Genomic DNA, 12,106 nt, shown 5'->3' on the forward strand with positions numbered 1-12,106 from the left:
GCCGATCAGCGGGCCGGCCAGGCGATCGCCTCGAGGAACTCGTCGATCGCCGTGACCGTCCGGCCCAGCACCGCGATCGAGTCGAGCAGCGGGCCGGGCACCTGCATCCCGTGGTCGGCGCCCTCGACCTCGAACACGTGCGGGGACAGCCGGCGGGCCACGTCGCCGTCCCAGGCCGGGTCGGCGGTGCCGCCGACGAGGAGGAACGGCGCGGTCGCGCGCCGCAGGGCGGCGGCCACCCAGGGCACGGTCAGCAGCGGCGTCAGCCACACCGCGGGCAGCGACCGCGAGGCCGCCAGCGCGGCGGCGTTCGTGCCGAGCGACTTGCCGATCAGCAGCGGGCTGCCGCCGACCGCGTCCAGCAAGGGGGCGATCTCCCGGCCGACCCAGTCCTCGACCTCCGGCTCGAACAGGCGCTCCGGCCGCCGCGACCAGGAATGCCGATGCACCGCCGCGCCGCGCCGCTCGGGGACGTCCGCGGCGTACAGCAGCAATCCGGCCGCCGGGCCGAAGCTTCCGCCCGGGATCACCACCGCGTCAGCCACGCCGCCGACCCTACCGGCAGCGGCCGTCCCGGGTGCGTCGCGCCGGCCTCAGCGCCGCGCCGGCCTCAGCGGCGGCGCGGGCCGGCCGGCGGCGGGGTGATCCGCAGGCCCACCTCGTCCCACGCGGCCGCGACCGCCTGCTGCTCGGCGCTGCCCGCGCCGTACAGCTCGCCGGCCTTGGCGTGCGTCCGGTCGGCGAACTCCTGGAACTGGGTGGTCGCCGTGGACGCCTTCAGCGACTCGTACCAGATGTGCCCGGGCGCCTCCCACGAGTTGCCGCCGATGCCGGTCGCCACCAGGTAGAACGCCTTGTTGGGGATGCCCGAGTTGAGGTGCACGCCGCCGTAGTCGCCCTCCTCGGTGTCCGGCAGGTCCATGTAGCGCTCCATGTGGTCGGGCTGCGGATCCTTGCCGAACAGCTTGTTGTCGAACGCGGTGCCCGGCGCCTTCATCGACCGCAGCGCGTCGGCGTCGATGCCCGGCGTGAACACCTCGGGGCCGATCAGCCAGTCGGCCTGATCGGCGCTCTGGCCCAGGTGCCACTGCTTGACCATCGAGCCGGCCACGTCGGAGCACGACTCGTTGAGCGCGCCGGACTGGGTGCGGTACTCCAGGTTGGCGGTGTGCTCGGTGACGCCGTGCGCGAGCTCGTGCGCGATCACGTCGAGCGAGCCGGTGAAGTCCGAGAAGATCTGGCCGTCGCCGTCGCCGAAGACCATCTCCTGGCCGTCCCAGAACGCGTTGTTGTAGCGGTCGCCGCGGTGCACGTAGCCCTGCAGGCGCATGCCGCGGCCGTCGATCGAGTCGCGCTCGAAGATCTCGCGGTAGAAGCCGCGGGTCACGCCGAAGCCGTCGAAGGCCCGGTTGACCGACTCGTCGGCGACCGGCGCGTCGTCCTCGGAGCGGGCGAGCGTGGCGAACGGCAGGAACGTGCCGTGCGCGCAGTCGAAGACGGTGCGGCGGCCGTCGCCGGGCGCCGCGACGGCGCGCGCGATCAGCCCGCGCACCTCGCGCTGGCCGCGTAACCGTGCGGTGGTCAGCAGCGTGCCCAGGGCGGCGTCGCGGATCTCGGCGTTCTCGCTGTCGAGCAGCCTGTTCAGGAGATAGGGCGGGATGATGCAGTTGAGCCGGTTGGCAGACATGACGCACCTCGGATCGTCGCAGTGAGGCCGTCGATACTCTCAGTGATCACGGGCGCGGTCGAGGCGTCGGTCGGTCAGCCGACAACTTTGCCCGGGTTGAAAAGGTTCAGCGGGTCCAGCGTCTGCTTCACGGCCACCTGCATGGCCAGCACCGCGGGCGACAGCTCCCGCCGCATCCCGGCGCGTTTCAGCAGGCCGACACCGTGCTCGCCGGTCACCGTGCCGCCCATCCCGATCGCCGCCGTCAGCATGTCCTCGAACGCCGCCTGGGCGGCCCGGCGCGCGCCCTCGTCCCCGGCCGGCGCGAGGATCATCGGGTGCAGGTTGCCGTCCCCGGCGTGCGCGATCGTGGCGATGGTCGCGCCATGACGGGCGGCGATCGCTTCGATCAAGGACAACATCTCGGGTACGCGGGAGCGCGGCACGCAGACGTCCTCGGTGAGCACCGGACCGAGCCGCTCGAACGCGGGGTACGCCAGGCGGCGCGCCGCGAACAGGGCCTCGGCCTCCACCTCGTCGGTGGACTGCTCGGCCCACAGCGCCCCGGCCGCGCGGAACGCCCCGGCCACCGCGGCGGCCTCCTCGTCGCCGGCCGGGCCGGGGGTGTCGAGCTGGGCCAGCAGCAGCGCGGCGGCGCCGGACTCCAGGCCCAGGTGCTTCCACTCCTCGACGGCGCGCAGGCAGGCGTGGTCGAGCAGTTCGAGCGCGGCCGGCAGCAGACCCGCCCGGGTGGTCGCGGCGACCGCCTCCCCCGCGGCGACCAGGCTGGGGAACGCGCCGACGACCGTGCGCGGCGCGGCCGGGCGGGCCGGGCGCAGCCGTACGGTGATCTCGGTGATCACCCCGAACGTGCCCTCCGACCCGGTGAACAGGCCGGCCAGGTCGTAGCCGCTGACGCCCTTGGTGGTGCGCCGGCCCAGCCGCACGACCGTGCCGTACTCGCCGGCCGGCCCGCCGACCACCGCCTCCAGCCCGAGCACGTAGTCGCGGGTGACGCCGTACTTGAGGCAGCACAGGCCGCCGGCGTTGGTGGCGACGTTGCCGCCGATCGTGGACCAGGGCGCGCTGGCCGGGTCGGGCGGGTACCACAGGCCGTGCCCGGCGACCGCGGCCTTGAGGTCGTCGTTGACCACGCCCGGCTGCACGGTGGCGGTCATGTTCTCGGTGTCGATCCCGATGATCCGGTTCATCCGCGACAGGTCCAGGATCAGCGCGCCGTCGACCGCGTTGGCGCCGCCGGACAGGCCGGTCCCGGCACCCCGGGGGACGATCGGCACCCGCCGCTGAGCGCAGGCGGCAACCACCCGCCGTACGTCATCGGTGTCTCGCGGGCGGACGGCCGCGACCGCCGTCCCGAAGGGCGCCCACTCCGCCTCGTCGTGGCTGAGACCCCGCAGGACGTCGGCGTCGTCGATCACGTCGAGGCCGTGGAGCAGATCCCTCACCTCCGCGACCCTACGCGGGCGCGGATTCCCCGGACCACCTCGGCCACCTGGCGACTACTCGGCGGGCAAATCGGCTATGCGTGGGAAGGCGCGCGGCGGCGGGCCGTCGGTGAGGCGGCTGCCGATGAGGTCGGCGCACTGCTCCGGCCGCAGCACCGACGTGTCGACCTCGAGGTCATAGATTCCGGGCCGGTGGACCGCCTCATGCCACCGGCGCACCGGATCGGGCACAGTGCCGCCCTTGGCGTAGCCGTCGCCGCCCCAGGTGGCGCGGCGGCGTTCCAGCGCGACCTCGACCGGGCATCGCACGCCCACGAACAGCACCGGCAACCCCCGAAGTTGCCGGGCGGACGTGCGCAGGATCTGCCGCGGAACCGAGTAGGCGTCGTGGTGTACGGCGTCGACGACGACGTTGAACCCGAGCCGGCTGTGGGTGGCGATCGCCTCGTACATGGCGTGGTAGAGGCGCACCACCAGCGGTTCGAGATCGGGTCGCTCGCCGCCGGGCCGCAGGCCGATCCCGGGCTGGAACCGGGCCGGGGTCATCGCCTTGAAGTGGTCGACTCCCAGGTTCATCCAGACGTCGTCGGATCGCGCCTGGATGGCGGCGGCAATGCTGGATTTGCCCGACCGCGGCGGGCCATTGAGGATCACGATCTGGCCCGCTGCATCCCGCTCCCCAACCAACGCGCTCCCCCCGTCGATGCCGACGTCGCCGATGCGGCGACGAAACCTACCGGGTCCGCATCAAGCCGGAAGATCGTCAGCGACGACCCCGGCCGTGATCGCTCGTTCCGGCCTCGCTCGTTCCGCCTCGTCGCGGAAGGTGAGCCCGGCCGCGTCCATCGCGGCTCGCAGATGGCGCAGGGCGTAGGGCCCGACGCCGTGCATTTCCTTGACCTCGGCCTCGCTCAGCTCGGCAACCCGCTCCAGGCTGACCGCGCCACGCGCGGTGAGCGCGCGGGTCGCGGCCGCGCCGAGATGTGGCAGCGGGGTGCCCGGCTCCGGCTCCGGCCGGCCGGGGCCCGGCCGGCGATGACCCTCGTGGTCCAGGACGGCGGCGCCGCGGGCCGAGAGCCGGTAGCCGATGTCGAGCGACTCGGTCAGGCCGCGCTCCTTGAGCTTGCGCACGTTCTGTTTGAACGCCGGGGTGTCCCGCCCCATCCGCCGCGCGAGGTCGGGCGCCCGCGTCGCCGGCAGTTCGTCGATCAGCAGGAGCGTCGCCCGGGTCCACGGCCCGGCCGGGGAGGCGCGGTCGAGCCGATCGAGCCACGCGCTGATCGCGTCGAGCTCGGCGGCCTCGGGCACCGATTCCCGCAACGCCTGCCGCGGGTCCGCGCCCGCGTACCGCAACCCGATCCGATACACCGGCCGCTCGGGGTGCACGCGGTCCAGCCCCTGCCGGAGCGCGGTCAGCGACGCCGCGCCGGCCCGGCGCGCGTCCGCGGCGGACAGCGAGCTCACCGCCACCCGGTCGACGGACGTGACCTCGAGCAGCCCGACCGCGGTGCGCATCCGGGTGCCGACCCGCAGACGAGGCTGCTCCCAGCGGCGGAACGCGAGGTCGACCTCGCCGTCCCGGATCGCCGCCAGCTCCGCCGGACGCATCTGCATGCCGTCAAGTTCACCACATCGCCGCGCGCCCGGGCCGCGCCACGACAGCGCGCATCGCGTCGCACTGCGGTCGCTTGATTCTCAGGGATGGATCTTCTCGCCGTTGGCGAGCATGGTGACGAACGTGTCGATGCGCCGGGCCCGGGTCTCGGCCCGCTTGGCCTCCTGCACGCGATAGAGGATCGCGAACCGGTTGCGCGCGTCCAGGGTGGCGAAGAAGGCCGCGGCGGCCTCGTTGCCGGCGAGCGCAGCCGCCAGGTCGTCCGGCACCGTCGCGGTCCGCGAGCCGTCGTAGGCGGCCGCCCAGCGGCCGTCCGCCCGCGCGGCGTCGACTTCGCGCCGGCCGGCCGGGCGCATCAGTCCGCCGTCGATCAGCTCCTCGGCCTTCTGCCGGTTGACCTTCGACCATCGGCTGCCGGGCTTGCGCGGGGTGAACCGTTGCAGCCACCAGGCGTCGTCGAAGGGCCGCTTCTGGCCGTCGATCCAGCCGTAGCACAGGGCGACGGACAGCGCGTCGCCGTAGCTGACGCTGGCCGACCCGGAGTCCTTCTTCGCGATCTTCAGCCACACGCCGGCCGCGGACCCGTGCTCCGCGTCGAGCCAGTCGCGCCAGGCGGACATCGACGCGAAGGACATGATCGGCAGGTCAGCGGCGGGCACGGGCCGGCTCCATCGTCGTAGTGGCAATCCGCCCGAGAGTTTATGACCCGCCCGGCGCACGCCTCGCCGGTGCGGGCCATGTGCCGGACGCGCCGGTGGTGCGGCGCACCATCAGAACCGGATCCCGGCCAGGAAGTCGTAGCCGATCTCGGCCGTCCGGAGGGCGTCGGCCGGGGTCCGCGGCGGGGTGCCGGCGTCGTCGCGCTCGACGATGTACTCGACCAGGCCCGCCTCCCGGGAGCGGGCGAAGATCCGGCCGAAGTCGATCAGACCGGCGCCCGGGTCGGCGAAGCTGCCGCTGACGTCCAGGTCCTTGACGTGGACCTGCTTGATGCGCCCGCGCAGCTTCTCGATCAGGTCGACCGGGTCGCGCGCCCCGCGGAAGGCCCAGAAGAGGTCGACCTCCAGGTGCACGAGGCGGGGGTCGGTCTCGCCGGTGAGGATGTCGTACCCGGTCTTCGAGGTACCGTCCTGGCGCAGGAACTCGGCCTGGTGGTTGTGGTAGCCGAAGTCGAGCCCGGCCCTGCGCGCGAGCGCGCCGGCCTGGTTGAGGTCGGCGGCGAACGCGCGGTAGACAGCGGCGTCGCGGATCGGGCCGCTCGGGCCCTGCCCGAAGAACGGGTGGACGATGTACTTGTTGCCGACGATGTTGGCGTCCTCGAGCGCCTGCTTCCACGCGTCCGCGTCGAACGGCTGCGGGATGCCGACGTGGCCCGAGGTGGCGCGCAGGCCGGCGTTGTCGAGCGCCGCGCGGAACTGGGCGGCGGTACGGCCGACGAAGCCGGCGTGCTCGACCCGGGTGTAGCCGATCTCCGCCAGCTCGGCGAGGCTCGCCTCGAGGTCGATGGCCAGCTGGTCGCGCAGGGTGTAGAGCTGCACGCTGATCTGGTCGCGCGGCACCCGGTGGATCGCGCCGTGGCCGTGGCCGTGGCCGCCGGCCTGAGCGGCGGACGGAGCGGCGAGGGTGGTGGCGGCGCCGGCTGCGGCGGCGGCTCCGAGGAGTTGGCGGCGGTTCAGTGACGGCGGCATTGCGGTCTCCTTCGAACGGCGTCCTCGGGCAGACAACCACAAGTTTCGATGACCGTGAAGACAAGTTTCTTCAGATCAAGCGAAAGTTCGCCACTCTTGAACGAAACCCCTCGGTCACGCAGAGTGTTGGCACGAACGGGGGAGAAGACGCTGCAACGAAATGGCGCCCCGGTGGCGTCTCTGTTCATGAAGCACCGGATCCCCCGGGGGAAAAGCGAATAGTGAACATGTGAGGGGGACCGTCAAATGGTATTGACCGGTTTCGAGGCGATCACGCCGGAGCAACGCGCCGAGTTCCAGCGCGAGGGCATTCTGCTCGTTCGCGGCGCGCTCACCGAGCAGCATCGGGCCCGCCTCGAGGCGGCGGTCGACCGGGTCTACGCGCACGAGCGCGAGGCCGGGCGGCTCAAGCCCGACGGCACCCTGCATCTGCTCGGTTTCCTGGACCGCGACGAGCTGTTCGGCGAGCTGCTCACGCATCCCGCCACGTTCCCGTACGTGTGGGGCCTGGCCGGCTGGAACATCTACAGCCACCACAACCACCTCGACGTGACGCCGCCCGCGCCGCTCGAGGAGCCGCCGGGCTGGGGCTGGCACCAGGACGGATACCGCCAGAACTCGGATCCCGAGTCGCTGACCGGCGACCCCCGGCCGATGCTGTCGCTGAAGGTCGCCTACGTCCTGTCCGACCTGTCCCGCACCGGCCGCGGCGCGACGAGGGTCATCCCCGGCTCCCACCTGAGCAACACGCTGGAGCGCACCGAGCCCGGCCGGGACCCGCGCGGCGCCATGGAGATCACCGCGAACCCCGGCGACGCGTTCGTCTTCGATCGCCGCCTGTGGCACTCGCGGTCGGTCAACCGCAGCGCGGTCACCCGCAAGATGCTGTTCGTCGGCTACACCTACCGGTGGATCCGCCCGCTGGACGACATGCCGATCGACCGCGACGGCGATTGGTGGCGAAATCGGACGCCGGTGCAACGGCAATTGCTCGGGGAAGCGACCCACACCGCCAATTACTGGGGCGTCAACTGGGACGGCTACATCGACGAGAAAATTCCGCTGCGCCACGAATTGTCGACCCGCGGCAAGCTCGACCGATCCATTCCCTGGCTCCGCTGATCATCCACGGAGCGTAGTCACCGCCGGCACCGGCTCGATCCGGCAACCCTCCCCGGAGTCACCGGATCGACCGGACCGGCGGCCCGGCGTCAGGTCACGCCGCGACCAGCGGCTTGAGCGCGGCCCCGACCGCGGCGACCACGCCCGGCCGGTGGCCGTTGCGGGTCAGGTTGATCGCGACGCCGTCGACACCGGCGCCGAGGATCCGCTCGTGCACCTGGTCGGCGACCTCGTCGGGGGTGCCGATGAAGGCCCGGTTGCGCCGGTCCTCGGGAATCGTCTCGCCGAGCTCCTTCGCCTCCTGCGGCGTCTCCCCCACCATGCCCATCACCAGGAAGCTGGTGGCCAGGGTGGCCGGGTCGCGGCCGATCTCCTCGCACCGCTGCCGCAGCACCGCGACCTTGCGCGGCAGGTCGGCCAGGTCGCAGATGATGTTCATGTGGTCGGCGAAGCGGGCGGCCAGCCGGAACGTCTTCTGCTCGCCGGCGCCGCCCAGCATGATCGGCACCGCCGGGCGCAGCCGCGGGTTGTTCATGGCGCCGCGGGCCGTGTACCACTTGCCGTCCAGCGACGCCGGCTCGCCGCGCAGCATCGGCGAGATGATCGTGAGCGCCTCCTCGAGCCGCTCGAACCGCTGGCCGAAGGTGCCGAACTCGAAGCCGTAGTCGTGGTGCTCGAGCTCGAACCAGCCGGCCCCGATGCCGAGGACGGCCCGGCCGTGCGAGACCACGTCGAGGGTGGTCACCGTCTTGGCCAGCAGGGCCGGGTTGCGGTACGTGTTGCCGGTGACCAGCGTGGAAAGCTGGATCGCCGAGGTGGCCGAGGCGAGCGCGCCGAGCGTCGTGTACGACTCGAGCATCGGCTGGTCCGGCGTGCCGATGCCGGGCAGTTGATAGAGATGGTCCATCACCAGGACGGTGTCGAACCCTGCCGACTCCGCCTCCCGCGCCTGCGCGACCACGGTGTCGAAAAGGCGCTCGACCGGGACGCCGGGGTAGGTGAAGTTCGGAATCTGGTACCCGAGCCGGATGCTCACGGTGCCTCCACGATGTAAGAGGGCTATCACATGCTAATGTAAGAGCCTTCTTACACCCGAGGCAAGCGGGAGCGCGGCGTGTCGGCGGAGCGGGCCTACCACCACGGCGATCTGCGGGCCGCGCTGATCACGGCCAGCTTCGACGTGCTCGCCGACTGCGGCCTGCAGCGCTTCTCGGTGGCCGCGGTCGCCCGCCGGGCCGGGGTGAGCTCGGCCGCGCCCTACCGCCACTTCCCGGACCGCGCCCACTTGCTCGGCGCGGTCTCCGCGGCGGCCGCCCACGACCTGCGCGCCGAGATCATCGCCGCGGCCGCCGGCCATGAGAATCCACGAGAACGGCTGGCCGCCCTCGCCGGGGCCTACGTGCGATACGTCGCCCGCACCGGCGCCGGCTTCCCGGTGATCTTCGCGGCCGAGCTCTACGACGTGCCCGACGACGCCCGCCGGGAGCAGACCCGCGCGCTGATCACGACCTTGGTGGATCTGGCCACGGCGACTGGCTGTCCGTCATATGAGGCGGCCATCGCGCTGGGCGAGGCCACGGTCGCGGTCGCGCACGGCTACGTGTCGCTGTTCACCGACGGCTTCTTCACCCACGGTGGCCGCACGATCGACGACATCGCCGCCCGCGCGACCGCCGCCGCCTACGCTCTCATCGGACCGGAACAGAGCTAGCCGATCCGCGACGAGGCGTCCACCTGGGTGATGGCGTCGACCAGGATGGCCAGCCCCTCGCGGGCCTCGTCCTCGGTCAGCGTCAGCGGCGGCCCGATCCGGATCACGTTGCCGTAGAGGCCGCCCTTGCCGACCAGCAACCCGCCGGCCTTGCACGCGTCGAACACCCGTACGGTCGCTGCCGGGTCGGGCTCCGTGGTGCCCGGCCGCACGAACTCGAGGCCGACCATCAGCCCCTTGCCGCGCACCTCGGCCAGGATCGGCACGTCCAGCGCGCGCAGCCCGTCCAGCAGGATCGATCCGACCCGGGCCGCGTTCGCCTGCAGGTCGTGCGACAGCACGTAGTCGAGCACCGCGTTGCCGGCCGCCGCCGAGAGCGGGTTCCCGCCGTACGTCGAGAAGCTGATCGCCGGCACCGCGTTCATCACCGCGGCCCGCCCGACCACGCCGCCGAGCGCGAACCCGTTCCCGATGCCCTTCGCGAACGTGATCAGGTCGGGCGTGACCCCGTGCGCCTGATAGCCCCAGAAGTGCTCGCCGGTGCGCCCCCACCCGGTCTGGACCTCGTCGGCGATGAGCAGGATGCCGGATTCGTTCAAGACCTTCTGGTACGCCCCGAGCACCCCGTCGGGCGCGGCCACGAACCCGCCGACGCCCTGGATCGGCTCGGCGATCAGCGCGGCCACGTCCCCGGCGGTGACGGTCGCGAGCACCTCGCGCAGGTCGTCCACGGCCGCCTCGGCGATGTCGCCGGACGACAGGCCCGCCATCCGCCCCCGCAGCCGGTCGCCGGAGGCGAGCCAGGACACGGTGAGCGGACTCAGCGAGCTCGACGACCAGGATCGGTGGCCGGTGATCGCCATGGTGGCGAAGGTCCGGCCGTGGTAGCTGTTCTTGATCGCCAGGATCTGGTTGGAGCGGCGCACATTGGTGGCCATCAGCAGCGCGGTCTCGTTGGCCTCGGTGCCCGAGTTGGTGAGGAACACCCGGGCGTCGGGGATGCCGGAGAGGCGGGCGATCTTCTCGGCCAACGCGACCTGCTCGCGGATCAGATACAGCGTCGAGGTGTGCACCACGCCGGTCGACAGCTGGCGCCGGACCGCCTCGTTGATCTCGGCGACGTCGTACCCGATCATGTTGGTCAGCACGCCGCCGAAGAAGTCCAGGTAGGTGCGCCCGGCCCCGTCGGTGACCCGGCGCCCCGAGCCGGACACGATCTCGATCGCGTCCTCGCCGTAGTAGATCGGCATCCAGTCCGGCATCACGGCGCGGTGGCGGTTCAGCAGATCATCGGTCATCTCAACTCTCCTTATCGCAGGCCGCGCGGGTGCGGGCGGGCCCGGACGCCGCTACCGCGGCTGTCCAGGATGGCGGCCGACGCGAGCGCGTCGGCGAGGTCGTCGAAGCCGTCCGCGACCAGCCCGGCCGTGACGCGTACGTGGTCGGACGCGAGCGGGGTGACACAGAACGGCGCGCCGGGAGCGACCGCGATGCCACGGGCGGCCAGCGACACCAGGGCGATCTGCTGGTCGTCGACGGCCATCCACAGGTTGATGCCGTCGGCGGCGGTGGCGGTCACCCCGCGCTCGCGCAGCCTGGTGAGCAGGGCGGCGCGCCGCTCGGCGTACGCGTCGCGGGCGGCCGCCACCTGGACGCCGGCGGCGGGGTCGGTGAGCAGGTCGAGCAGCACGCCCTGCAGCAGGCGGCTGGACCAGCCGGGGCCGAGCAGCCGCCGGTCGGCGACCGCGGTGACGATCCCGGCGGGGCCGCCGATCGCGGCGAGCCGCAGGTCGGGGCCGTGGCTCTTGGAGAAGCTGGCGACGTGCACGGTCCGGCCGGGCAACTGGCGGCCGAGGCTGACCGGCGCGGCGGTGGCGATGTCCCCGGCGTGGTCGTCCTCGACCGCCACGACGTCGGGGAACTCGGCCAGGATCGCGGCGAGCGCGGCGGCCCGGTCCGGCGTCATGCTCACCCCGGCCGGGTTGTGGGCGCGCGGCTGCAGGAAGACGGCGGCCGTGGGGAATTCGGCGAGCACGCCGTGGAGCTTGTCGGGCCGCATCCCGGCGTCGTCGATCGGCACGCCGATCACCGTGGCGCCGACCGTCTGCAGCAGGTCGAGCAGCGGCGGGAAGGCCGGGTTCTCCACGACGACGCGGTCGCCGAAGCGGACCACGGCGCCGATGATCCGGTCGAGCGCGTCGAGCGCGCCGTCGACGACGGTCAGGCGCTCGGCCGGGTAGGGCCACCGGTCGCGCAGCACGGTCTCCAGCGCCGGCAGCACCGGCTCGTCGAGGTACGAGGTGGTCAGGCGCCCGTCGCCGATCCGCTTGAGCGCGTCGCTGAGGTCGGGCAGCAGGTCGTGGTCGGGGATCCCGGTGGAGAGGTCGAGGCGGCCCGGCGGGGAGGCGCCCATCTGCGTGAACCGCCAGCTCTGGCGGGGCGCGACCGGAGTGGCGACGAACGAGCCGGAGCGCCCCCGGGTCTGGATCGCGCCGGCCCGGGTGAGGCTGCGCCACGCCTCGCTGACCGTGGTGGGGCTGACGCCCAGCGACCGCGCGACGTCGCGCACGGTGGGCAGCCGCGCCCCCGCCGGCAGGTCGCCGGCGCTGACCAGACGGCCGACAGCCGCGGCGATGCCCCGGGCGCTGCGGTCGTCCACAGCCTCGGTGATGAGCGCGAGCAAATTACCTCTCCGAAACAACTGGTTACGTTCAAGCAATTGTCCGCCTGAAGGTGTGTCGTTAGTGTCCTACGGCATCGGGACCAGACAAGCAAGCCCTAGCGCAGCCGGTATGACGGGGAGTAGACACACGATCACGGGCGCTTCCACCGCGCCCG

At 72.5% G+C, this 12,106-nt stretch carries 12 protein-coding genes; 2 read left to right on the forward strand and 10 right to left on the reverse strand.

The window, feature by feature from the left end; all coding sequences use genetic code 11:
- Positions 1-5 precede the first annotated feature (5 nt).
- The 7 genes from ACFQS1_RS00170 to ACFQS1_RS00200 form a co-directional block, all read right to left on the reverse strand.
- Positions 6-545, reverse strand: a complete 540-nt coding sequence (locus tag ACFQS1_RS00170; RefSeq protein ID WP_378963768.1) for an alpha/beta hydrolase — start codon at positions 543-545, stop codon at positions 6-8.
- 65 nt (positions 546-610) lie between these two features.
- Positions 611-1,687 (reverse strand): M4 family metallopeptidase, encoded by a 1,077-nt coding sequence (locus ACFQS1_RS00175; RefSeq protein ID WP_378963769.1) that lies wholly within the window; start codon positions 1,685-1,687, stop codon positions 611-613.
- 74 nt (positions 1,688-1,761) lie between these two features.
- Positions 1,762-3,132, reverse strand: coding sequence for an FAD-binding oxidoreductase (locus ACFQS1_RS00180; RefSeq protein ID WP_378963770.1), 1,371 nt, complete (start codon positions 3,130-3,132; stop codon positions 1,762-1,764).
- 54 nt (positions 3,133-3,186) lie between these two features.
- A complete protein-coding gene (locus ACFQS1_RS00185; protein ID WP_378963771.1) occupies positions 3,187-3,786 on the reverse strand; it encodes a chloramphenicol phosphotransferase CPT family protein in 600 nt (199 codons plus the stop codon).
- Positions 3,787-3,879: 93 nt separating this feature from the next.
- On the reverse strand, positions 3,880-4,746 hold the full coding sequence (locus ACFQS1_RS00190; RefSeq protein WP_378963772.1) for a hypothetical protein: 867 nt from the start codon (positions 4,744-4,746) through the stop codon (positions 3,880-3,882).
- 81 nt (positions 4,747-4,827) lie between these two features.
- On the reverse strand, positions 4,828-5,406 hold the full coding sequence (locus ACFQS1_RS00195) for a YdeI/OmpD-associated family protein (RefSeq protein WP_378963773.1): 579 nt from the start codon (positions 5,404-5,406) through the stop codon (positions 4,828-4,830).
- 111 nt (positions 5,407-5,517) lie between these two features.
- A complete protein-coding gene (locus ACFQS1_RS00200; protein ID WP_378963774.1) occupies positions 5,518-6,435 on the reverse strand; it encodes a sugar phosphate isomerase/epimerase family protein in 918 nt (305 codons plus the stop codon).
- A gap of 246 nt (positions 6,436-6,681) precedes the next feature.
- On the opposite strand from ACFQS1_RS00200, the gene ACFQS1_RS00205 reads away from it, so the two are divergent.
- Complete coding sequence (locus tag ACFQS1_RS00205) at positions 6,682-7,557, forward strand: phytanoyl-CoA dioxygenase family protein (protein ID WP_378963775.1); 876 nt, start codon at positions 6,682-6,684, stop codon at positions 7,555-7,557.
- Between the two features lie 94 nt (positions 7,558-7,651).
- On the opposite strand, the gene ACFQS1_RS00210 is transcribed toward ACFQS1_RS00205, so the two are convergent.
- The gene (locus ACFQS1_RS00210; RefSeq protein WP_378963776.1) at positions 7,652-8,593 is read right to left on the reverse strand and encodes an LLM class F420-dependent oxidoreductase; all 942 of its coding nucleotides are present in this window, start codon (positions 8,591-8,593) and stop codon (positions 7,652-7,654) included.
- Positions 8,594-8,671: 78 nt separating this feature from the next.
- Here ACFQS1_RS00210 and ACFQS1_RS00215 point away from each other — a divergent pair, with 78 nt between their 5' ends.
- Positions 8,672-9,268, forward strand: coding sequence for a TetR/AcrR family transcriptional regulator (locus ACFQS1_RS00215; RefSeq protein WP_378963777.1), 597 nt, complete (start codon positions 8,672-8,674; stop codon positions 9,266-9,268).
- Here the strand turns inward: ACFQS1_RS00215 and ACFQS1_RS00220 are convergent.
- Complete coding sequence (locus ACFQS1_RS00220; RefSeq protein WP_378963778.1) at positions 9,265-10,566, reverse strand: aspartate aminotransferase family protein; 1,302 nt, start codon at positions 10,564-10,566, stop codon at positions 9,265-9,267. The two genes, ACFQS1_RS00215 and ACFQS1_RS00220, sit on opposite strands and share 4 nt — an antisense overlap.
- A gap of 11 nt (positions 10,567-10,577) precedes the next feature.
- Positions 10,578-11,951, reverse strand: coding sequence for an aminotransferase-like domain-containing protein (locus tag ACFQS1_RS00225; RefSeq protein ID WP_378963779.1), 1,374 nt, complete (start codon positions 11,949-11,951; stop codon positions 10,578-10,580).
- Positions 11,952-12,106: the final 155 nt, after the last annotated feature.

Origin of the sequence: Paractinoplanes rhizophilus (assembly GCF_042664765.1) — a bacterium.
GTDB classification, from domain to species: Bacteria; Actinomycetota; Actinomycetes; order Mycobacteriales; family Micromonosporaceae; genus Actinoplanes; species Actinoplanes rhizophilus.